This is a genomic window from Shinella zoogloeoides (genome assembly GCF_022682305.1).
GTDB lineage: Bacteria > Pseudomonadota > Alphaproteobacteria > Rhizobiales > Rhizobiaceae > Shinella > Shinella zoogloeoides_B.
The window spans coordinates 3,561,996-3,584,141 of record NZ_CP093528.1; the positions used below are offsets into that span (position 1 = coordinate 3,561,996).

The window sequence follows — 22,146 nt, forward strand, 5'->3', positions numbered from 1 at the left end:
CGTCAATCTTCATCGCTTCATTTTCAGAGGTCGAGGTATGATCACGGCACAGGTAGTCCCCCCGATCGACTCCAGTCCGGATTTTAGTTCGTGGTGCTGCTCTGTCTGCGCACTGTCGTCCCAGACCACGACCATGATGTTGTCGTAGCCGCTATCAGTGCTCAGGTAGAGACTGGTATCCGCCGCTACTTCCTCTGTGACTTTAGCAAGCGCGGCCTGGCCTGCGGAGCGGAGGAACTTGACCTCGACGATTGTCCGCAAGGAAGGAATCCCTAGATCGGCTCGTGGATGTTTGTGACCGACGGACGGAAGGTTTTCCTCGTCCTCGAGGTCGGCAAACACCGGAGCCAGAATCGCCCAGAGAAACGACTGGACGTGGTACTCGTTTTCTACGTTCCAGCGCGCGGGAGCGGAATTCGCAGTCCGAGGCTTGTCCTCGTATCTCCATAGCTTGAGTGCCCGACCCGAATTGCGAAGAAGCGCCTTGAGGTCGTCGATCCCCGCAGCCCCCACGGACACGTGAGCCAATCTTGCAAGTGCAAACTCGAAAACAGCCAGACGAACGGCATCACGCGCCACTCCGTCGCCATGAGGCAGCATCTGAACGGCAGCTTGCCAAGCCGGCTCTACATCTTCGCTGTTCATTTGCCGACCGAGAACCTCGGCCAACGCGACCGAAAGCTCGGGAGGCGAGACGGTGATATTCGCCTCGCCGCAAACAATCCGGGCGGCGCGGATCAAGCCCTGCTGCCATGGATCGGTTGAGGATGATGCCTGTTGAAGGAGATTGGCGAGCCACGGCCCTCCGGTCTGGCCGTCCGCGGCTCCCAAGGCGATTCCTAGAAGGCCGATACCATCTGCCTCGATGCGTAGCGGCCGGCCGGGCGAGAAGAAATTGCGACCTGATAGATGTCTGATTTCTTCGTTCATAAGCGACAGCTGGGTTTCATCGAGCACCTTCCCTGCCGCGCCGAAACCGAGTGCCGCGATGTGCTCGGGATGCCTGGCTTGCCCGTCGAAATCCAGCGCGCGCCGCACCTGCGCTCGCAAGTTGGCTTCGTTCCCGGTGACCCAAGCGCAGAAGGCCCCGACGTGGCATGGTAGATCGTCCGATACCTGCGCCTTGGCGCGCAGCGCGTCGTGAACGTCAGCCAGCGCTATCGTCGCTATAGGAACCACAATGTTCGCCCGATCTGGCCGAATTTAACAGCCTCGGCATCCCAACCCGGGACGGCGGCCAGCCCGGTCAAACGTTCCGAGATAAGGTCAGAATAGCGGATCGTAATAGGGAACGGCTCCGGTGACATCATTCGCCACGAATGACCCGCGAACGCGAAAGCCTGGCGGGCGATGTATGTCATGTCGGTGAAGGTCGAAAGGCGGTGAAGTTTCAACAAGCAAGGTCGCGGCATTCCGTCTTCCGGCTTCTTGAGTTCCGAAGCACCCGAAAAGACGACGAGGGATTCCCGGTCCCCCAGCTTGATATGCAAACCACGCGTGGGTCCGAGCACCCCCTTTTTGGGATCGCGAAACCCATATCCGCTCTGTGCATGGTCGAACACGATAAAAGGATGATCGGGCGCGACATGCACGAACGCGAAGGTCACGTCCTGAAGTTTTAGGTCGTGGACGACCCTCTCAACGGCTTCCGCTTCGACATCCTTCAGTGGCTTGAACATGTGGAACACGAGTCGGACCTTGTCGGAACTGCGCCAATTGTCTTGGGTCCGGATGGTCGTTATCGCGCGCTTGAGAGTGTCGTAGAGCGCCGCGGCATAGTCTTCATAGGGGACCACGGCCGTTCTATCGCTCAGCAAATAGCTGCCGTCGCTCGAAAAAACCGTCGTTATCCCGACATACCGCTTTCCGGCGCCAATTCGGCTGGACGACTCGGTATGAGAACCAAGACCGATAACCAGTTCGTGGGCTACCGTCTGCTGAGCTGCAAGCAGCCAAGGGGTGCCTCCGAGTTTCGCGTAAGTGGCGAGGCTCAGATGATTGAGCGAGAACACAAGTTCTCCATCAGGTTGGGCCATCGTTTCCAGTCGAACGCTCTGGACCGGGACATCCCGCTTCAGGAAAACTGACTTGGTGGCGTAATACGGATTGTCGCCTCCGTCAGAAGCCTTGAACTCTTCCTCCACCTGGACAATAGCCAAATCCCATTTGAACCCCTCATCGGCCGATTTTGACAGCGCGGCCCTGCTCGCGACCAAATAGTCCTCTGCAGACGAACCTGCCGTCGTGAAGAAATTCACGGATGGCTTGTCTAGGTGGAAGCGTCGTAGGAAGCCGTCTCCATACCGTGCCTCTTTTTTCGCCCCCGTGAGGGCGTTCGGCATTCCCTCGAGAAATTTGGCCAGGAATCCGTCGACCTGGCCTTCGTGCCTGGCTTGGCAAACCACAGCGATCCGCAGTTGCTTGGGACTGAAAGTCCGCTGGTCGAAAGGCCCGCTTTCCTTAAGTCCGCGCTCTTTCCATGTGTCTTTTCGAGTTCCGCTCGGGTCGAAAAGCAAGGTGGGGGAGAAGATATTCTCGGTCTTCGGAAACGACCGGCTGCGGCTAGATAGCAATTCTCCTACCACAAACTTTGCCCCAGGCACGGCCTCGATGTTTGCCTTCTCCCGGAGATACTTCAACGCGTCCGCAGTCTGGTCTCGTCGCCCGGGGCCAGAATGAAATGATGCGGCATGACGCTCGGCTTCATCCAGAACGGACCGCGCCCGCCGCCCGAGGAGGCAATTCACGACATCTTCCATTATTTCCCGGCGAGGTTCCAGAAAGGCTTCTCCCGTTTTCACCGTTTCGTATCCTTCGGCGTTGTCGGTGAGAGACAGAATGTCGCCGTCCACCGCGACAACTTTTCCGACGAGTCGCACACGATCTAGGACGCGGGAATCCGCAGCGGGTTGCCGTATGGTGACATACCGTCCCAAGAGCGGAATCTCGTGTTCGAGGAGGACAGAACACGGCGCAGCGAGAAAGCTCTTCAACTTGGTTTCGCAAACGACTCCGAGCGTGCTTCTTCCGTCAGCGTGGATAGTTCTGGTATCGAAACGAAGGAGCGTACGACGTTGAATCCATTCGGGAAGCTCCGGATGAAGGAGATACCCACGGCCAACAGGCCCAACTACACTGACCGGACGGTCGGACAGGATGTCGCGAACGCCGCCGAACGCACGCAGCAATGCGGCGGAAAAGAGCGTCGGCCAAAGCCGGCGTTCCTTCAGAAGGTCAATTTCTTCACTGACGGTACCGAGGGGAACGGACCCATCGACAATGGGTATGTCGATGATCGTATCGTCAACGCCGCTTCGGTGAAAAACATGGCTGTCGACGAATTCGGCCCTCAGATCGGCAAGACGCTCCGCATCAAACGGTTGCCGGCCAACACGGACTGATGTGTCGCCGGTTATGGAGAGTGGCGCGAAATTAAGCGAAAGCTGGCTCATGAGCCCTTGGCAAACCCCTCTCGTGGAATTCCGTGAGTCGCGTCGACGATACCGCAAGTCGGTCGACATGCCGAGAATGCAACCACGCGCTGGTAGGGCAATTCCCAGCTTTCTTGCGCAAAACGCCGGAAAATAAGCGGCTCTACAGGCGGTGTCTTCTCGAGCGAACAAAGGTGTCTGCTTCGCTATCAAAGTCCGCCGATGGTCGTCATTCGAGGGGAAGCGGCTATTCGGATTTCCGTGTGAACGCTTCTGCTACGAACACGCCCGCCCTGCACCGCATTCCGAACTTCTGTATCTGGCCTTTGGTTGCCTCGAGCGGTAGAAGAAAGGCGCGGATTGATTACTAAAGTTGCAAGGAACAATTTGTGTTGACATATGTTTACACAGGTGCCATCTATAGAGGCATTGAATGAGCAGGCCTCGTCATCCGAACAAAGAGATCGAGGACGCAGTTGGTTATGCAGAGTCGAAAGGCTGGGTATGGCGAAAGCAAGGTCATTGGGGTCGATTGTACTGTGCGCATGCGGATCGTGACGGATGCCAGTTTGGTGTGAATGGGACCCCCAGAAATCCTGAAAACCATGCCAAGCAGATCATTCGGGCAGTGGACCGATGTCCACACAAGTTAAAGGAGACAAGCGATGAAGACATACGAGTTTAGCGTTATCGCTTCTGGTCTTGACCCGAATGCGGATGACTTCGAAGATCGTTTCTATGCGGCGGGCTGTGATGATGCGCTGATTGCCTTTCAGAAAGGACATATCATTGTCGACTTCGCCCGAGAGGCGGAATCCATTGAAGAAGCAATTTCCTCCGCGATTGAGGATGTGCGGTCAACCGGGGCTTCGGTTGACCGGGTGGAACCCGATCCGCTTGTCAATCTGTCTGAAATTGCGGACCGTGCCGGTACCACCAGAAGTGCGATCAGCCACTATGCAAAAGGCACGCGCGGCAAGGATTTTCCCGCACCGGTAGCAAAGATTACGGATGAAAGCCCGCTCTGGAGCTGGCCCGCTGTAGCACGGTGGTTTGTTGATCGCGAGCAGCTCGGCAAGGAGGCGCTCGTCGAGGCCGAGGTTTTCAGAGAAGCCAACGAAGTGATTGTTCAGAAGGACACCGCCCTCCGTGAACGGCTAAAGAAGGCTGCTGAGCTTTCCAGAGCCGCTTAGGTATAGTCCCCGCGCCCACTCAGTATTGCAGGCTACAGATAAAAACCAGCGCGGTGATCCAGTCTCTCTGCGCTGGTTTTTGGCTATTCGCAACTCATCCCCATGTCACCGTGTTCAGTGGATATGCGTTCCCACACGGAAATCCGAATAGTCGGGAAGCGGATACCGCCCTGCTAGGCACAACTACTTCACTGGCTACAGTTCAGCCTCCTCGGAAACAAGTATATGGTGGCGGTACCTCTACCCCCAATCGGCGGCAATAGCTTCGGCCTGACGGACAACCAAGTCCACAGCAGCCTTTTGCAAGTCGGGGGGATAGCCATATCGAGCAAGCATTTTCCGTACCTCGATGCGCATCTTGGCCCTCACACCCTCTTTACGCGTCCAGTCCACGGTTGCGGAGTCGCGGATGGTCTGCACCAACAGGCGTGCCAATGTGCGCAGGGTCTCATGAGCCATTAGTTCGCGGGCAGACCCATTTTCGGCGAGTGCCTCATAGAACGCGACCTCCTCTTGTGTCAGTCCCAGCTCCGCAGCCCGCGCGCCACTGGCTCGTATTTCTTTGGCAAGTGCAATCAATTCCTCAATGACCTGCACACTATCGACGGCGCGGTTATGATATTTGCGCAGCGTCTCGTCCAATCGCTCACTCAGCTTCTGGGCCTGAACGATGTTGGTGCGGGTATGGGCACTGATTTCATCGGCCAGCAAGCGGCGTAAAGTCTCGACAGCCAAATTCCTCTGGCTGGTGCCGCGCACTTCGGCAAGGAACTCATCGGAAAAGATGGAGAGGTCTGGCTGATCAAGGCCAGCGGACCTGAATACATCGAGGATACCATCTGCCATCACGGCTTTTGACAGCAGTTGGCGGATGTCCCGTTCAACTGTGGTGCGGCTACGGCCTGTGCCTGATGTGTACTTCGCCAAATTGGCACGGAGAGCAACGACCATGGCTATCTCATGCGCGCGGCCCTTTACCCGATCGTCACCCGCGCTGATCGCATAGGCGACTTCCAGCTTGAAGCCCATGTCGATGAAAGTATCACGTCTGTCGGTTGCCAGAAGGTGTTCCAAACACTGCTTCAAGATCGTAAGGCGGGTCGTAGGAGGCGATGTAAAGAAGTCTTTCCATGTGACACCGTCTAGCAGTACCAGCGCGCTTTCCAGCAGCGTGATAGTCTGACGTGCGGCCTCGTCAGAGTCCATACGCACTTGGTCTCGGTCGCCCTGCGTGTACTTCTCCAGGGCCGCCTTTAGTTCAGTACCGATTCCCAAGTAATCAACGACCAACCCACCGGGCTTGTCACCCCAGACCCTGTTCACCCGCGCGATCGCCTGCATGAGGCCATGACCACGCATAGGCTTGTCGATGTAGAGTGTGTGCAGGGAGGGCGCATCGAAACCAGTCAGCCACATGTCGCGCACGATAACTAGATCAAAACCGGACGAAGGGTCCTTGAAGCGAGACGCCAATGCCTCCAAACGAGATTTGGTACGCAAGTGAGGTTGCAACGGTTGAGGATCGTCAGAACGGTTACCGGTGATGACTACTTTCAAGAGGCCGGATTTGTCATCAGCGGACACCCATTCCGGTCGTAGTTTGGCGATCTCGTCGTAAAGCATCACAGCGACTCGACGGCTGACCGTCACGATCATTCCTTTACCGCCTGCCATCGCATCGCGTCGCGTACTGAAGTGCTCCACAATATCGGCGGCAATCTGCGCAACCCGATCAGGAGCACCCACGACTTCCTCAAACCGCGCAAGCCTGCCCTTGATGCGTTCCACGGCAGAGTCGTCACCTTCCGCAAGTTCCTCGGCAAGCGCGTCGAGTTGGGCCCGCTCTTCGTCATCAAGGGCAAGATGCAGACGGGCAAGACGAGCCGTGTAGTGGATGGGTACGGTGGCTTTGTCTAAAACTGCCTGCGTCATATCGTAAGTGTCAATAACATCGCCGAAAGTGCCGTATGTGTCGCGGTCCCGTTCTTCGATCGGTGTACCTGTAAATCCGACGAACGTCGCATGCGGAAGTGCCTGCCGGAGATAGTCGGCGAAACCAACTACTTCTCGCATGCCACCATCGCTTTCGACATAGCGCTTCTTGAAGCCATACTGTGTGCGGTGCGCCTCGTCGGCGATGACGATCACGTTGCCGCGGTCGGTGAGAAGGGGATGCGAGCCATCCTCACCTCTGAAGCGCTGGATGGTCGTGAAAACCAGACCGCCAATATCGACCGCAAGAAGGCGGCGCATCTCTTCCGACGTACCAGCCTGCCGAGGGGTGCCCCGTAGAGCCGCCCCGTGATCGGCGAAAGTACCGAAAAGCTGGTCGTCGAGATCATTGCGATCCGTCACCAGAACGATAGTTGGGTTCTTCAAATCCCTGGCGAGTTGAAGTTGACGCACAAAGAATAGCATGGTCAGTGACTTGCCAGAACCTTGCGTATGCCAGATAACACCGCCCTTTCTGCTGCCGGACTGAGCCGCGGTGAGGGTCGAGGCCAGCGCCTTCTTGACGGCATGGAACTGATGGTAGGCCGCGAGTTTCTTAGACTTGACGGTACCATCCTTGACCTCGAAGGCGACGAAATCGGAGATTAGTTCGATGAACCGCTCAGGCGCGAACACGCCACGGATCAACACTTCCAGCTCTGAGCGTCCAGCGTCATCAAAGTCCGTGCCATCAATAGTTCGCCACGGGGCGAACCGATCCAATTGCGCCGTCAGTGAGCCAATGCGCGCGTTGCTGCCATCGCTGATGACCAGCACCTGATTGGCGCGCATCAACTCGGGTGCTCTCGTCTTGTAGGTGGTTAGCTGGTTATGCGCCTTTTCCAGCGTTGCGGACGCGTCGGAAGGACTCTTCAACTCTAGTATTGCCACGGGCAGGCCATTGACGAAAGCTATGACATCCGCGCGAACAGTACCCCTTTCGCCTTTCACAATAAATTGGTTGGCGACGAGCAATCGGTTAGCCAGTGGATTCTCTTGATCGACGATCCTGATGCCTACGGTGCGTGTGGTACCTTTCTCGTTCACTTCGACAGGCACGCCGCTGACGAGGAACGGGTGGAAAAGCCTGTTGTTCTCGATGAGGTCCTGGCTCTGCGATGCCTTGATTTTTAACACGGCCGAATCGACCATGTCGGCCGTCGCCTCTGGGTTCAGGGAGGCGATGGCGCTGCGCAGTTCAGGCTCAAGGATCGCCTCGCGATAATCTGCCCGCGCGCCCATGGGGCCGTCCGGCGCGAGGTAGTCACCAGGCACGCTCCTCCATCCAAGCAACTCGAACCATGAGAGCGCCGCGAATTCGACGGCCTCTTCAGCTAGTTCCAGGCGCGGACTATCGGGAGGAGTAGAGTAAGTGTTGCTCACAGCTACCTCACCGCGCCATCATATGGTGGGACGTCACAGGAGAAAGGTGAATCGGGTCGCTCCCGCTTACAGCAACAAACCCACGTCGCCCGAAGGCGTCGGTGTAGGCTCCCCGGTCTGCGCGCCCGCACCACACCCGTGTCATGCAGCAACCTCCTTGTCGTCAGTGGCTTCGGCCGCGCTCTCGGCCTGCCAGTCGATCCGCGCCGCATCGTAAGCGGTTTCATCAAGGTGAAACAGCACGTAGCTGGGATCGAAGGTTGCACCGGCGATCTCTACCGGATCGAACTCTGAGTCGAGATAGGCATTGAACGCGTCATGGTCGCCGTAGTCCGGCTGGTGCCCTGCCACGTCTTCAGGCGCGGTCCGGCTCCAGGCGACATCGAAGAGGAAAGCAACCAGGCTGTCGCACAGGCCCCCCAGCATTAAGGCATGCTGACGCTGCAAGGTGCCCCAATCCAGCGAGCCGCCGTGGCGCATGTTGGGAATGTTGCTCAGTTCGGCGAGGGCCAGTGCCGCGCCGTTGATGCTGCCGAGCAATTTCGTGATCGTCTCATTGATTTTCGCGGTATCGGGGTGATCCGCTACGGAAAAGTCCATCGCGTTGAGAAGCGCGCGCGTTCGCTGTTGAAAATTATCGTCTTTTCCAAACGCGACGCCAAGACGCGGCCCAATGGTAGCGTGTGCGGCCTCGAACAGCGTGCGGACACTCTGGAGACAGAACGCAGGTTGAATCTCGATGCTGCGTTCCAGCGCTTCGACATGTATACGCAGCGGCTCCGCCCGGTCGGGGTGGGTTTCCATGAGTGCGCGGAGCATCTGCAGCGTGTAAGGCATGCGTCAGGCTCTTTCCCGTTCCAGCTCGAAGTCATGGCGGCGGACCGTGTCCAGCGCGTCAAACATCGTGTTCATGATGTGCCTGAGCTTGGCGAAATCGACCCATAGCTCCGGTGGCGTAGCAGGAGACGCGGCGTCATCGTAGCGGAAGGCCGTCGAGCGCGGGTCGACTGTGTCGAACTCGTGGATACGATCGCGAAGCCAGTTGACCTGAACGGTCGGGTAGCGTGAGGACAGCCGTTCGTGCAGCGCGTCTGCCATAGGCTTGAGGCCGTGTGTGCGCAGGCGTGCACCAGTGTGAAGACTCTTGAGGTTTAGCTCCAACGCGTGCCGGAAGCAGAACAAGATCGGGTCGACGCTCTCCCATGCTTCGCCATGTTTCATTGCCGCATCCAGCAGACGGAACGCCGCAGCGCGGTAGGACGTGACCATGTCGTAGGTGTCACGTGCGGTATTGCCGCTGTAGTTGACCAACATCGCGCCGTACTGCGTTTCAGGTTCGTCTGGCGGGTCAGCAAAGAGACGCCAGTTCAAATCAAATCGCGTTTCCGTCATGCCGCCACCTCTGTAGCTCCGGCGTCTTTGATGCGGAGTTCACCGGAGATCAGCTTAGGTAGCAGAGTGTCGCGGACCGCGCGCAGCGTAGCTGACTCTTCGACAAGGTTGAGGATGCGTTCATAAATCGGTTGCGCAGTACGCTCGAACGCCGAAACAATCTCGTCGCCGCCGTATATGACCTTTGCCGTCTTAAGGGTGGTGGTAGTGATCGTGTCGAACACTGAGCCATGCGCGCCACGTACTAGGTCGTTCACCATTGCTGAGAACGTGCAGGCGAGCCAAAACGGCCTCTTAGCCTCAGAATGCAGTGCATAACAGGTCTGGTTCATGGCCATTTCTCGACCAAAGACGCAGTGTCTGCCTGTGGTCGCTCCGCGCGCGACAACCACGGTTGAAAGCGCGGGGACTAAACGCGCGGCGCTTTCCTGAAGTCCGCGATGCGTGACGGTGCGTTCAGTGCTTATGAGGAATCGATCAGCACACTGGCTCACGTCCTTCGCGCTGGCCCAAAGAACAGGGCCATCCCAATATGCTGGTTCATCAGTCTTCGGCGTTCCTCCGGAAATAAGGCGCGCATGTTCGAGGAGTGGAACCTTACCCCAACCCGCCGGTAGACCATTTTCTTCGAAATGGTCAGGGAAGAGGGCTGCAGTGGTGTCGGGCAGGCCCGTGGGGTGGCCCTTGGATTTGGCGCGGACCGGGTCGAAATCGACGAACCAGCTCTTGAACACCGCCCGCGCTATGTCCTCTAATGTTGCCGCGGTGCGCAGGTTCGCGTCGACCTTGTCATCGAGCGAAGAAAGTAGTTCTGTGATTCGATCTTGCTCCTCCCGAGGCGGCAAGAGAAGATTTTGGACATAGAATGCGTCCCGAGTGGTCGACGGAATTGGAGACCCATCGTCGATGTTGTTCACGTCCAAATACTTGAGCTGATAGTAGGCCCATCGAAGATTTAGATCGACCTTCGGGCGCAGTGAATATGCCGTGTCGATCACCCAGTAGGGGGCAGTACTGTAGTGAACACCACGATAGGCACCTTTTCGCCCCACAATGACGCCGGGACCATCCCAGCGTGCTTCGTCATGCCAGCCGATTGGGCCGTTGGTGCCATAGACCCGCGCAATGCCCTTAGTTTTTGAATAACCATTTAGGGCTCTGCCATAAGCCAGCGTAGCTATCTCGCCCCACTTCGCGACGGTCCACTCACCAGCCATGGCCGACTCCCATTAGCGCCTTGCGGATACGTTCGTCCAGCGCCACGCCTTCGGCCATTTGCTCGCGCAGCACCTTGGTTAGCCGCGTCATTTTGGCGTCGAAGCCCTCGGCATCCTCTTCTGCTGCCTCAGTGCCGACATAGCGCCCAGGCGTCAGTACAAAGCCCTGCGCCTCGACCTCCTTGAGGGTCGCGGATTTGGCGAAACCTTGCACATCCTGATAAAGCCCGCCGATCTCTCTCCACGCATGGTAAGTGTCGGCGACCTTTGAGATGTCGTCGTCCGTTAGTTCCTTTAGCGTGCGAGAGACCATGATGCCGAGATTGCGTGCGTCGATAAACAGGATTTCATTTGTCCGATCGCGTAGCTTCTTGGTACGCATCCGAGGTGGGCCGCCTTGTAGGAATTGCCGGATCTGGCACTGACTGTCCTTATTGACGTCAAAAAGGACAGTGCGGCTATGGATCGAGTTGAGATTGTCGACACGGGTCGGCGTCGTCGATTTAGCAAAGAGATGAAGCTCCAGATTGTCGCCGAGAGCTATTCGGAACCTGGCTTGTGTGCGACGACGGCGCGGCGACATGGAATATCGCGTTCTCAGTTATATGAATGGCGCCGGCTCGCACGAGTGTGGCAACTGGATGTTGGGTCTCCTGTCGGTGGCTTTGTCCCGGCGCTACTTGTGCCAGAGGTAGAGCCAGCAGCAGGGTCATTGCCGAACGCCAGCCGGATGGAGGTTGTCAGCGCGAATGGTCGCCGTGTGATTGTGGACCGCGATGTCGACGTTGAAGCGCTGCTCCGGATCCTGCGCGGACTGGAGGCGCTGCGGTGAATCCGTTTCCGATGGGAACAGGGGTCAAGGTCTGGCTTTCGACGGGGTATACGGACATGCGCTGTGGCTTTCCCTCCCTGGCGCTTCGGGTGCAGGAGGTGCTGAAGCATGATCCGTTGTCAGGGCATCTCTTCGTCTTCAGGGGGCGCAGATCGGATATATTGAAGATCATCTGGCATGATGGTCTGGGCGCCTGCCTTTTTACGCGGCGCCTGGAGAAGGGCCGGTTTATCTGGCCGAATATGGAGGGCGGCGCGGTAGCGATCTCACCGGCGCAATTATCTTATTTGTTGTCCGGGATCGACTGGCGCAATCCGCAGGAAACCTGGCGTCCGACACGGGTCGGATAGCATTATTGCATTGAAAATATTGAGTGAATCTGATCGAATGGCTTCATGACTTCGAAGCCTGTGGATCTTCCTGCGGACCTTGCGAACGCCTATCTGGCGCTGCTTTCCGAGCGCGAGATGTTACAGGCTGAACGCGACGTCGTTGTCGCCGAGCGCGATACCGTCGTCGCCGAGCGGGACATGGCAGTGGCGCAAGCCGCCAATGCGCAGGCCATGCTGTCGGACAGTGAGGCCTTGATTGCCAGTCTGGAACTGGCGATCGAAAAGCTGAAGCGGGAACTGCGCGGCCGGCGATCCGAGCGCACGGCGCGCCTGATCGACCAGATGGAATTGCAGCTCGAAGAACTGGTGATGGCGGCGACGGAAGATGAAGCCGCAGCGCAGGCGGCTGCCGCCAAGACCTCGAGCGTGCGGTCGTTCACGCGCAAACGGCCGGTCCGAAAGCCGTGGCCGGAGGATATCGAGCGTGAGCGCGTGGTGATCGATCCCCCAGTCACCTGTGCATGCTGCGGCGGGTCGCGCCTGTCGAAACTGGGCGAGGACGTCACTGAGACGCTCGAGGAGGTTCCGCGCCGGTTCAAAGTGATCGAGACGGTGCGGGAGAAATTTACCTGCCGAGACTGCGAGGCGATCAGCCAGCCGCCGGCGCCGTTCCATGCCACGCCACGCGGCTTCATCGGTCCTCATCTGCTGGCGACGATCCTCTTTGACAAGTTTGGTATGCATAGCCCCCTCAACCGCCAGAGCACCCGGTTCAAATGTGAGGGCATCGAGCTTTCGACCTCGACGCTGGCCGACCAGGTCGGGTATGGCACAGCCGCGCTCCTGCCGATCTTTGATCTGATCGAGGCGCATGTCTTCGCGGCCGAGCGCCTTTTTGGCGACGACACCACCATTCCCATCCAGGCCAAAGACAAATGCACGACCGGGCGAATATGGACGTACGTGTGCGATGATCGACCCTACGGCGGCGCGGCAGCGCCGGCGGCCATATACTATGCGTCGAGCGACCGCCGCGGCGAGCACCCGCAGAAGCACCTGGCCGAGTATGGCGGTATTCTGCAGAGTGATTGTTACAATGGCTTCGAGCCGCTCAGTGTCGCCGAAAAGAAAGCGGTACCGATCACCTTCGCCTTTTGTCATGCGCACGCGCGGCGCAAATTCTTTGAACTGGCCGACATCCAGAAAAGTGCCCGTAACCGCAAACGCAAAGGAAAGCCGATCTCGCCGATCGCATTGGAGGCCGTCCAACGCTACGACGCGCTGTTCGAGATCGAGCGCCAGATCAATGGATTGAGCGCCGAAGAACGACTGGCCGCGCGGCAGGAAAAGAGCAAGCCGCTGTTCGATGACATGCACGAGTGGCTGAAACGGGAGCGCGCCACGCTCAGCAAATCGTCCGAGGTGATCGAGCCGATCGATTACATGCTGAAGCGCTGGGATGGGTTTGCCCGTTTCCTGGAAGATGGCCGGATTTGTCTCACGAACAATGCCGCCGAGCGCGCGCTGAGAGGAATTGCGCTCGGGCGCCGCAACTGGACCTTCGCCGGTTCCCAGCGTGGGGCCGATCGAGCCGCCATCATGCTCTCCGTGATCACGACTTGCCGTCTCAACGACGTCGACCCAAAAGCGTGGCTCGCCGATGTGTTCGCTCGCATCGCCGATCTTCCCGTCTCCCGCCTGCACGAACTGCTGCCTTGGCAATGGAAGACACACAAAGGGACGGCTATTGCGGCGGCCGCGTAAACAGCTCCCGGAACAACGCTTCCGAACGCTCCAAGCCTTCATCGGTCAGGATCAATGACTTCGACTTGTTGACAGGGTCGCCGATCAAGCCCTTCTTGTGAAGCCGATCCGTCGTTGCCCAGTCGAAGCCCTTCCAGGCACAACGCTCGTTATGCAGCGTCAGCCATAACAGCGCCAAGACGGCATCGTCGATCTTGTCCTCATCGATCTCCATGAACCGACGTTACCACGCGCGGCGCCCAAAATCCCGCGGCCCTCCTCGGATGGATACGCTTCTTGTCTCGCGAAAGGCCATTCGATTTGTCGCGGGTGAGAAACCACAGGCAGACTGGTATCTGTGTGGTGGAAAAGAGCTGCGCTGGTAGCGCCACAATACAATCAACGAGGCCCGGATAGTGTAATTGCTTTCCGGATTCGCTAACAGTGATGCCCTCGATTAGAGCCCGACGGATATCACCCTCGCCAGACTGTTGGCTGGAGAGCGAGCCGTTGGCCAGCACCACGCCTGCGTATCCATCGGGCGCAAGGTGGTAGATGATGTGCTGTAACCAGGCGAAGTTGGCATTGCCTGCAGGGGGCACGCCATAACGCCAACGGGCGTCGCCCTTGAGCTTATCGCCGCCCCAGTCACTGTCATTGAAGGGCGGGTTGGCGAGCACGTATTTCGCCATGAGACCCTTGTGCATGTCTTCGTGGAAGGTGTCCGCCCACTTGGACCCGAGGTTCGCCTCGATGCCCCGGATGGCAAGGTTCATCTTGGCGAGCCGCCATGTGGTTGCGTTGGACTCCTGTCCATAGACAGCGATCTGGTCGCGTGCCTTTTTAGGGTCAACGTGCTTGCCCGCATGCTCCTCCACGAAGCGCTCGGACTGCACGAACATACCTCCCGACCCACAGCAGGGGTCATAGACGCGACCCTTGAAAGGTTCCAGCATGGCGACGAGCAGCTTTACTACGCTGCCAGCCGTGTAGTACTGCCCGCCGCGCTTGCCCTCGAGCTTAGCAAATTCGCCGAGGAAATATTCATAGACTCTGCCCAGCACATCCTGCCCGTGGTGTTCGTCCTCGAACTTGATGTCAGAGAAGAGCTTCAGGACCTCGCCCAACTTAGTCTGATCCAGCTCCTGCCTAGCGTAATTCTTGGTCAACACGCCCTTGAGCGTGGGGTTTTCTTTCTCGATAGCGACCATAGCCTGGTCGATCAGCTCGCCAATAGTCGGTTTGGTGCTGGTGGCGTTCTCCTTGAGAAACGTCCAGCGCGCGCTTTCGGGCACGAAGAAGATGTCGGCCCCAATGATGAGATCACGAGCAGCATCCGGGTCGTCGAGGAGGAAGGCTTCCTCTGGGTTCGCCTTGACTTCGGCAATGCGGGCATCGAATCGATCCGAGATGTACTTCAGAAAAATCAGACCAAGTGCAACATGCTTATATTCAGCCGCATCCATGTTACCGCGCAGCTTGTCGGCGGCCGCAAAAAGTGTAGCGGCGATAGATGGGCCAGGCTTTGCCGCCTTGGTAACAGGGTTGTTGTCTCTCGGTTTTCTCCCACGCGGCACGACTCAACTCCAGTCTCTCAAAGTTTGACAGCTGGCCAGTTATTATCAACAGCAGGTTAACAGCAGGTGGAGCCCAGCCACGCCCGACGTCCCCGATGGTGAAACCCAAGGTCACTAGCGCCGAAACCTGAATTCAAGACCTCGTTCATACCGAACAGATCGCCACCCGCCAAGTTCACTAAGCTCGAATCAAACAAGGTGGGGCGATATGGCTTTAGAATTGTCCACGCGGGTTCGGAATCCGGACTTATACGGCGACGAGTCCGCACTTGTGCGGCGACAGTCCGGGTTGATGTGACGATGGACAACCTAATCGGCATTGCAAACGTTAGAACATCAAAATGAGTGGTTACCTCCGCGGAAACAAACCTCTGTCGATTTCAGGAAACCCAAAATGGACAAATCAAAACCAGCGGAATGACTCAACTAGGCAGTGCAGAGACAAACCTTTTCGGCGAAATCACATCAGCCCTCAGCGGAATCTTGTGGCAACTGCTCTCAATACCGGGCTTCTATGGCGATACCGAGCAAAGCAGTCTTTAACTCAGCGTGCGTCAGCGACTTGACATACTCGCGCTCATACAGCAGGTCGCCGCCGATGCATTCAAGTCCATTCACTGAGTTCGCCACTTCGCGCGGTATCAAGCGCGCAAGAGCCATTCCTTCCTCCGGGTGAGAGAATAAGAGGCCGACCCTCGCCGCACGTAAGGCTGCCAAATACGGATCGCTCATTCATCCAACCTTCGAAAGACGCTGGGGAAGATGTGCGGTCTTCATCCTCCTCATCCTCGCTGCAATCCCCGCCGCAAACAGGCAGGCTGCCGCACCATCGACCGTACCACCACCTGACACCTCATGGATGCCGTCGTAAGTCAGCCCTCCGCCCGGCAGCCGTTCGTCAATCTCGCGAACGCCGAACGGCAACTTCGTAGCGCGACGCGACGCGCCCCCTCGATATGAGCGATACGCTCCCTAACGTCATCCAGGAGCCGGGAATTGCATGTGTCGACGATCACGATCCTCCGTGGCTCGCGTTGATTATGGCTTCCTGTCCCGGACATGTTGGTGTTCCCTTTCTGTTCCTATTCGTATAGGGAGTCAAGCCAGCTGGAATCCCCAAAAATTCGGGAGTTGTCGTGTCTCCTGTCGGAAACGCCAATCGAATCAGACTCTAAGGTATCTCCGCTAAGTGACCGGCCGCGTTGAATATTTTTTCGAGGTGCAGAGCGAAAGACTTGTTTACGGTCGCGAATGCGACCAGGTTACGAATGGATGGATGGAGATGAAGCGATGGCAAAACGGTCTAAACCGAAGCCGCAGCGTGATGGAGAAAGCAAGCTATCGCTGGGAGCGGTATTGGATGAAATTGGCGCAAGGCCGATCGGGCGGCGGATCAGGATCAAACCAGACGAACGCCGCCCACCGCTACGCCTGCAACGAACTATCTCGTCGCCATCTGCATGCAAGGATTGAACTGTATTCGTAGCGGCTAAGGTCTGCATTTTGACGCGTGGCGCGATGTGGACGTACTCGAAAGCGGTTTCTCACCCCGCCGCGCGTCAGTCACGAACGACATTCCGATAAGGTATCATCATTGGGTACTTCGTCTCCCTGATCGGGATCGTTGTCGGGAACGCGGTCGAGTATCGCCAGGGCCGCACTGACTTTCCCTCGATCTGCCTCGTCCTGGCGTTTCCTGGCCGAGTGTACCCGGTGTCTTTCAATGATCGTCGTGACAGCGCCACCTTGAAGGTGCCGCACTTTCAGCACCTCCGTTGCCACTTCCCTCAGCGCGTCCAGATTTTCAACCAGGATGTTTCGAGCTCTCTCATACTGCTCCTTCAATATTTCATTGATTGCCGCGCGGACTTCCGGGTTTCGTACTCGCAGATCGGACAATCGCTTCTCTGATACGGTCTCGATGATCAACGTGCTGCCTAATCCGAACGAGACCTCGACGAGGGTTGCAATTTCAGTCGCGCGCCCGAGATCAGAGTCCACGCCCCCGGTTGCCCCCTCACAGGATTCTCCGAATTCGAGTTCTTCCGCAGCCATACCTGCCATCAAGACTGCGATATGGTTGAGGTAGTGACTGCGCGAGCGCCGTTCCGCGGGGTCTCCTGCGAATAGCGTCTTTCCAACCGATTCCACCGCCCCAACGGTGATATCCTCACGGATGACAATCGCCTCGAGGGGGCCGAGGCCGAGCGCCAGGCCGGCAATTGCATGCCCAGCTTCATGAATGGCTGTTCTGTGTAGAGTATTGGCCGACAACGATTGGAGTGCTGGTAAGCAACCCATAATGTGCTCCACGACCAATGCTTCTGATCGCCGACGCGCGACGCGCCTAGCATTGCGGATCAGCAAGCTGATGTCCGCACCTGTCATCCCGTGCGTTGTCCGAGCGAACCTTTCCAGGTACTCCGCCGGAAAAATCAATCCCGCATACTGCTCTGCGATTTTAAGACGCGTCGCGGCATCCGGCATCGGAATATGGATATGCCGGTCGAGCCGTCCGGCACGACGTATCGCAGGATCGAGGATGTCGGGAAAGTTAGTAGCGCCGATGACTATCAGCCCTTCGCGGCGCTCTATGCCATCAATGCATTCTAGAAAACCATTTATAATCTGGCGCTTATAGTCGTCGTGGTGTCCGTGTACGGAGCGGTCGCCAAACGAATCGATTTCATCCACAAACAAAATGCATGGTGCCTTCGACTTGGCTTCATGGAAAGTTTGCCTCATCGCCTTCAAGAAGTCGCCTAAATGCCCGGCGGCCTGCCACTGGGCCGCGGATGCTGATACCAACGGCAATCGACATGTTCTGGACAACGCTTCCGCAAAAGTTGTTTTTCCCACCCCCGGGGAGCCCGAGACCAACACACCGACGTCCACGTCCGACCAGGCCAGCTTCCCGTCAAGATAGTCGGCGACATCCCGAGACAACTCGATACCCCAGTGCCCGGCATCACCGAAACCGTGAAGGTCATGCAACGTCGGACCGTTCACTGCCGCATTTGAGGAATCCGGTTCGGACGACGACCGCTCTGCGCGCAGACGCTGTAAACCGGCAGCAACGCTCCGACCTGGAAGAAACGCGAGACGCAATCGCTCCCACGACTCTGCCGCTATCATCCGGAGGTCGCTCTCCGTAAGGGAATGGCCAAACCGTGCGAACGCCGCAATGATCTGCCTGTTTGAAGGCTTGCTAACCCGAACGACGGCATCCGAAAACAGGCGTGCCTTGTCGCTGATCTGATGCTTGTCGCTGACGACGATGAATGCGTAGCTCTTATCTATCGGACGCTCAAGCAACTCATCTACGGTGTGCTCGAAGCGACGGTCAGATGTAGTTTTAAGCCAGGAGTCAGCATACTCACCGCCCACATGCCGCAGATATAGCCTCGCTCCGGCCATGTAAGATTCAACATCATCCCCTTCTACAAGAAGGATCGCAAAAAGCCCGCGGCAAGGATTGGTATAAGGCCGCAACGCGGCTCCTACACAGCAATATGCCATAAAGTCGGGAACGGTGATCGGTCGGCTCCGCGGGCCGGCTACGTTTTGGCGCCAGGGATGTCGTGACTTCATCGCGCGCATTTTATCGACATATACCTCGAATTCGGGGTCAATGATCAAATCCGGCTTATACACTGCGAGCGACACTCTCATGGCCGCTCCGCGCGACCTCCGGTCCAGTATTCGGGACCCACTTCGTCAAGGAGCCGATACCAACGAGACCATGTCCGCGCCAACCGGCGCTCGGGGTCCAGAAGAAAGAGTTCGGACGTAAAAATGGGCTTGCTGTCCGGCAGCAGAGGATGGCCGACGGGCCGCCCCGCAAGGCACAGGACAGCGCGACGTGCCGGTGTCCATTCACGGATTTCGACGATTTTTTCTCCAGTCGGCGGAGAGCCGATCTCGATGTCTCGAGCGAGTTGGCGTAGGTGCTTCGCCAGTTCGACTGGCGACATTCCGAATTGCGCGATTGTTGAAGCAACCATGTTCACCCTCAAATCTTTTACGGAATCTTTTTTTCCACAAATGATGTCATATGGCGTCCTTTTCGGAAACTAAAGACCCTATTTTGATTTTCTTGACTTTCGGGCCGACAGCCGGCTGATGGCTTCTTATGAAGACGCAAATCACTGCAGCTGCGTTACGGGCGGCACGCGCCCTGTTGCCGCTATCCCGCACGGAAATATGCGCTGGCGCGGGGGTTAACGAGCGGTCGATGAGGGATGCCGAGGCGGATTCGCGACAGGCCGACCGATCAAATCTGCGGCTACGGAAATACTATGAATCTCAGGGCCTGGAGTTCGTCGGGACGGTAGACATCGGGTCGGGAATTGTCTCCGGGTCTGGCGTGCGCTGGCGCGACCCCCGATCCCCCGTCAGGCCGCCGGATGAGCACATGCAGTACAGGTCCAATGGCGCTGAATTCGCTTTAGGCGCAGCGCGCGCCTTTCTCGACATAACCGCAAAAGAGGCGGCCGCCGAACTCGGCTTGAATCGTCAAACCCTCACGAAAATCGAAGCAAGTGGTGAGTGCTCCCCAGAGGTGAGACGGAAAATCGTGGAGTTCTACCGCACGCACGGCATCGTTTTCGTGGGATGGAGGGACGAAGAAAACGATCGATACTTCGGGGTCGGAGTGATGACGACAAAACAGATTTTGCCGAAGTCTTCAGATACCGGCTGACTGGTACTCCCTCGCTTCGATCCCCGCGAACTTCAGCAACGCCTCTCTACAAGCCCGGCCTGACGGCCGACATTGTTTTCAAAGGTAGTTGCCGGTCCCCGGCTCTATATGTAGCAACGGCCGTCTCGGCGACACCTTGGGCGCAGCGGCTTTTCCAAGTCACAGTTATTCTCCGAATCCAATATCAAGCTCGGATGATATTGGTCCGCGCCTGCCGCCCGCCCGGAGTTTCCCTCAGCTTCCCCACGGCGAATCTCAGCGCCTTCGGAACGAGCCACGGGTCTCGTTCCGATCGCCTCCGGCGACCGGTGCTTCCGATTAGTCGCGTGGCCCCGCGCTTCGGTGACGCACCCCCGGCGCGCTCTTCTCACGCTCCGTCGTCGCTGCGGCCATCCCCCTTGCGGGGCATGCCCTCCGAAAGAGCCTATGCGCGCCGGGCGTGTGTCAACTCCGGCCTATGTTCGCGGGCATTGAATTATCCTGGCCTCTGGCTACCATCGGTCAGGGCCAGCGCAACGTTCCTATCAAGGGAACGGGGGTAAGGGACAACGGAACTGACGAGATCAGGCTCGATCCCGATTAAAATGACGCGGTCGGTCGCGCGGGTCACAGCCGTATAGATCATGGCGCGATCCATATTCGCGGACGGTTGTACCGACATGATGACGTTTTTGAACTGGCTACCCTGCGCTTTGTGCACGCTGATGCAGTATGCAAGCGCCAGTCTCTCGACCTCGTTTGGACCGATCCGGTGCTTTTCGCCTTCGAACTCGACGACCAGGGTATTCCCGTCGAGGCGGACCACTCGACCCATCGAACCATTCCAGAGGTTCCGATCATAGTCGTTTACAGTCCAGATGCAGGGATCGCCGTCGGCGAACCCATTCATCGACGGAGCGCCGGTCGCCACCCGTTCCGCGTGGAAATAGGCGTTGATGGCGTCAATTCCGGCAGGGCCAGCATAGACCGAACCTAAGACCTGAACCTCCTCGCCTCGAAGATCGTGCAGAACGTCCTCGATCGCGTGGATGACCTTTCTCCCGTTCGCGCGGATGAAGCTGCACCCCCCGCGGCGCGATGAATAGGCAGGGAGATGGGGTAATGTCCCGCCACGTATGGCGACAGACACCTGTGGAATCCCTGTGCTTTCAGCTGCCCTGAGAATGCGCGTCAGTTCCGTTTGGGGTATCCGCGTCTCTTCGACAAGCCTGTGAAGTGTCAGGCCGAACCCGATGGGCGGCAACTGGGCGGTATCTCCAACCAGCAGGCAACGGGCTTCTTTCGGAAGATGGAACAGGATTCGGTAGAGGGTCGGAAGGTCAAGCATCGACGCTTCGTCGATGATGACCAGCGTGTGGCGGCCGAGTTCGAGCCTCCCGTCCGCCGTACCCTTCAGCCAAGAGGCGACCGTCTGCGCATGCTGGCCGGTCGCCTCGGAAATCCGCTTGGCGGCCCGTCCGGCAATGGCAAGCTGGTAGACTTTCATGCCAAAATTGCGCGCCGCGGCGTTCACCGCCTTCAGCGCGGTGGTCTTGCCTACGCCCGCACCACCGATCAACAGCGAGAAGCGATGGCCGATCGCCATCATAACGGCCTCCCTCTGCTCACCGGTCAAGGAACCCAACGGATCAAACCCGTCGAGGAAGCGCGCCACATCCTGCGCCGTGATCCCGTCAAGGAACAGATCGCTCTCGTCTACGGCTGCGATATGCTCTTCGATGCGGCTCTCGATAAAACGCTCCATATAGGCCCCGCCGGCAGGCTGGTAGCCGCCAGCGATCGGGAGCGCTGCGCGATCTCCCACAGCCGCTGCGAGGGCGCGCTCGGCGCTGTCGATGCTGACGCTCAGACGTTTTGCCGTCTGGACAACCAGTTCCCGGTGCGAACACCAGGTATGTTTTCGATCCAACCTGTCGTACAAAACCGACTCGACGGCCGCCACCTGCCTTCGTGGATCGGCCGCGGGAATACCGAGTACGGAGGCAACCCGATCGACCTGCCCCCAGGAGCAAACCGTCAGCAAACGATAGGGATTGTCCCTGATCTTCGTCAATGCGTCAGAACCCCAGAAGTCCACGGCCTTGCGGGCAACCTTCGGATCGATGCCGTTCTCGTCGAAGAAGACCACGCAGTCGGCCAGGGCGATCTGGTTTGCCCACGCTTGGGCGACGATGGCGGCCTGGTTTCGATCCAGAACCTCCGCCAGCCGATCGATGTCGCCGCCACCGAGGACGGCGTAGAGATCGGCACCGAAGTGCTTCCAGAGCCTCGCGGCCGTCGCTTTTCCGACACCGGCGAACTCCGGCCGCGAGGCCAGGAATTCCACGATGTATTTGCCGCGCGGCATCACGT

The 22,146-nt window shown here is 58.0% G+C and carries 17 protein-coding genes and 1 pseudogene; 5 read left to right on the forward strand and 13 right to left on the reverse strand.

Features of this window, described 5'->3' with window-relative positions:
* Window positions 1-9: 9 nt before the first annotated feature.
* Both MOE34_RS17755 and MOE34_RS17760 read right to left on the reverse strand, forming a co-directional pair.
* Window positions 10-1,179, reverse strand: coding sequence for a hypothetical protein (locus MOE34_RS17755; protein ID WP_242218806.1), 1,170 nt, complete (start codon window positions 1,177-1,179; stop codon window positions 10-12).
* Entirely contained in the window at window positions 1,167-3,452 is a 2,286-nt protein-coding gene (locus tag MOE34_RS17760) for an argonaute/piwi family protein (RefSeq protein WP_242218808.1), read from the reverse strand. The genes MOE34_RS17755 and MOE34_RS17760 overlap by 13 nt, the downstream gene beginning before the upstream one ends.
* A 644-nt stretch (window positions 3,453-4,096) precedes the next feature.
* Between MOE34_RS17760 and MOE34_RS17765 the strand changes: the two genes are divergently transcribed.
* Complete coding sequence (locus tag MOE34_RS17765; RefSeq protein WP_242218810.1) at window positions 4,097-4,624, forward strand: hypothetical protein; 528 nt, start codon at window positions 4,097-4,099, stop codon at window positions 4,622-4,624.
* Window positions 4,625-4,864: 240 nt separating this feature from the next.
* On the opposite strand, the gene MOE34_RS17770 is transcribed toward MOE34_RS17765, so the two are convergent.
* From MOE34_RS17770 to MOE34_RS17790, 5 genes are all read right to left on the reverse strand, one after another.
* On the reverse strand, window positions 4,865-7,999 hold the full coding sequence (locus MOE34_RS17770) for a type I restriction endonuclease subunit R (RefSeq protein ID WP_242218811.1): 3,135 nt from the start codon (window positions 7,997-7,999) through the stop codon (window positions 4,865-4,867).
* A 141-nt stretch (window positions 8,000-8,140) separates the two neighbouring features.
* A complete protein-coding gene (locus MOE34_RS17775; protein WP_242218813.1) occupies window positions 8,141-8,836 on the reverse strand; it encodes an abortive infection family protein in 696 nt (231 codons plus the stop codon).
* A gap of 3 nt (window positions 8,837-8,839) precedes the next feature.
* Entirely contained in the window at window positions 8,840-9,391 is a 552-nt protein-coding gene (locus MOE34_RS17780; protein WP_242218815.1) for a hypothetical protein, read from the reverse strand.
* Window positions 9,388-10,608: a restriction endonuclease subunit S gene (locus tag MOE34_RS17785; RefSeq protein WP_242218817.1), complete on the reverse strand. Its 1,221-nt coding sequence runs from the start codon at window positions 10,606-10,608 to the stop codon at window positions 9,388-9,390. The genes MOE34_RS17780 and MOE34_RS17785 overlap by 4 nt, the downstream gene beginning before the upstream one ends.
* Window positions 10,598-11,191, reverse strand: a complete 594-nt coding sequence (locus MOE34_RS17790) for an N-6 DNA methylase (RefSeq protein WP_242218820.1) — start codon at window positions 11,189-11,191, stop codon at window positions 10,598-10,600. Before MOE34_RS17790 ends, MOE34_RS17785 begins: the two co-directional genes overlap by 11 nt.
* Here MOE34_RS17790 and tnpA point away from each other — a divergent pair.
* The 3 genes from tnpA to tnpC are packed head-to-tail and all read left to right on the forward strand — an operon-like array spanning window position 11,084 to window position 13,536.
* Entirely contained in the window at window positions 11,084-11,440 is a 357-nt protein-coding gene (gene tnpA, locus MOE34_RS17795; protein WP_242223859.1) for an IS66-like element accessory protein TnpA, read from the forward strand. The genes MOE34_RS17790 and tnpA overlap by 108 nt on opposite strands.
* On the forward strand, window positions 11,437-11,790 hold the full coding sequence (gene tnpB, locus MOE34_RS17800; protein WP_037436657.1) for an IS66 family insertion sequence element accessory protein TnpB: 354 nt from the start codon (window positions 11,437-11,439) through the stop codon (window positions 11,788-11,790). The genes tnpA and tnpB overlap by 4 nt, the downstream gene beginning before the upstream one ends.
* Window positions 11,791-11,835: 45 nt before the next feature.
* Complete coding sequence (tnpC, locus tag MOE34_RS17805) at window positions 11,836-13,536, forward strand: IS66 family transposase (RefSeq protein WP_242218822.1); 1,701 nt, start codon at window positions 11,836-11,838, stop codon at window positions 13,534-13,536.
* On the opposite strand, the gene MOE34_RS17810 is transcribed toward tnpC, so the two are convergent.
* From MOE34_RS17810 to MOE34_RS17830, 5 genes and pseudogenes are all read right to left on the reverse strand, one after another.
* A complete protein-coding gene (locus MOE34_RS17810) occupies window positions 13,517-13,750 on the reverse strand; it encodes a DUF6429 family protein (protein WP_108523402.1) in 234 nt (77 codons plus the stop codon). The genes tnpC and MOE34_RS17810 overlap by 20 nt on opposite strands.
* Window positions 13,737-15,092, reverse strand: coding sequence for a type I restriction-modification system subunit M (locus MOE34_RS17815; protein ID WP_242218824.1), 1,356 nt, complete (start codon window positions 15,090-15,092; stop codon window positions 13,737-13,739). Before MOE34_RS17815 ends, MOE34_RS17810 begins: the two co-directional genes overlap by 14 nt.
* Window positions 15,093-15,590: 498 nt before the next feature.
* Window positions 15,591-15,824, reverse strand: a complete 234-nt coding sequence (locus MOE34_RS17820) for a hypothetical protein (protein ID WP_242218825.1) — start codon at window positions 15,822-15,824, stop codon at window positions 15,591-15,593.
* Window positions 15,825-15,872: 48 nt separating this feature from the next.
* Window positions 15,873-16,105, reverse strand: a pseudogene (locus tag MOE34_RS17825) (damage-inducible mutagenesis protein); the annotation flags it as partial.
* 550 nt (window positions 16,106-16,655) lie between these two features.
* Window positions 16,656-18,764 carry an AAA family ATPase gene (locus tag MOE34_RS17830; protein WP_242218827.1) on the reverse strand — a complete coding sequence of 703 codons (2,109 nt, stop codon included), beginning with the start codon at window positions 18,762-18,764 and terminating at the stop codon, window positions 16,656-16,658.
* 562 nt (window positions 18,765-19,326) lie between these two features.
* Between MOE34_RS17830 and MOE34_RS17835 the strand changes: the two genes are divergently transcribed.
* The gene (locus MOE34_RS17835; RefSeq protein ID WP_242218829.1) at window positions 19,327-19,794 is read left to right on the forward strand and encodes a helix-turn-helix domain-containing protein; all 468 of its coding nucleotides are present in this window, start codon (window positions 19,327-19,329) and stop codon (window positions 19,792-19,794) included.
* A gap of 475 nt (window positions 19,795-20,269) precedes the next feature.
* Here the strand turns inward: MOE34_RS17835 and MOE34_RS17840 are convergent, their stop codons facing one another.
* On the reverse strand, window positions 20,270-22,141 hold the full coding sequence (locus tag MOE34_RS17840) for an AAA family ATPase (RefSeq protein ID WP_242223857.1): 1,872 nt from the start codon (window positions 22,139-22,141) through the stop codon (window positions 20,270-20,272).
* Between the last annotated feature and the right edge of the window lie 5 nt (window positions 22,142-22,146).

What these genes read in the sequence shown, in the direction of transcription:
- MOE34_RS17760 (WP_242218808.1), bottom strand. Translation starts at nt 3,452, where the DNA reads ATGAGCCAGCTTTCGCTTAATTTCGCGCCACTCTCCATAACCGGCGAC.
- MOE34_RS17765 (WP_242218810.1), top strand. Translation starts at nt 4,097, where the DNA reads ATGAAGACATACGAGTTTAGCGTTATCGCTTCTGGTCTTGACCCGAAT.
- MOE34_RS17775 (WP_242218813.1), bottom strand. Translation starts at nt 8,836, where the DNA reads ATGCCTTACACGCTGCAGATGCTCCGCGCACTCATGGAAACCCACCCC.
- MOE34_RS17780 (WP_242218815.1), bottom strand. Translation starts at nt 9,391, where the DNA reads ATGACGGAAACGCGATTTGATTTGAACTGGCGTCTCTTTGCTGACCCG.
- MOE34_RS17785 (WP_242218817.1), bottom strand. Translation starts at nt 10,608, where the DNA reads ATGGCTGGTGAGTGGACCGTCGCGAAGTGGGGCGAGATAGCTACGCTG.
- MOE34_RS17790 (WP_242218820.1), bottom strand. Translation starts at nt 11,191, where the DNA reads ATGTCGCCGCGCCGTCGTCGCACACAAGCCAGGTTCCGAATAGCTCTC.
- tnpC (WP_242218822.1), top strand. Translation starts at nt 11,836, where the DNA reads ATGACTTCGAAGCCTGTGGATCTTCCTGCGGACCTTGCGAACGCCTAT.
- MOE34_RS17810 (WP_108523402.1), bottom strand. Translation starts at nt 13,750, where the DNA reads ATGGAGATCGATGAGGACAAGATCGACGATGCCGTCTTGGCGCTGTTA.
- MOE34_RS17820 (WP_242218825.1), bottom strand. Translation starts at nt 15,824, where the DNA reads ATGAGCGATCCGTATTTGGCAGCCTTACGTGCGGCGAGGGTCGGCCTC.
- MOE34_RS17830 (WP_242218827.1), bottom strand. Translation starts at nt 18,764, where the DNA reads ATGAGAGTGTCGCTCGCAGTGTATAAGCCGGATTTGATCATTGACCCC.
- MOE34_RS17835 (WP_242218829.1), top strand. Translation starts at nt 19,327, where the DNA reads ATGAGGGATGCCGAGGCGGATTCGCGACAGGCCGACCGATCAAATCTG.
- MOE34_RS17840 (WP_242223857.1), bottom strand. Translation starts at nt 22,141, where the DNA reads ATGCCGCGCGGCAAATACATCGTGGAATTCCTGGCCTCGCGGCCGGAG.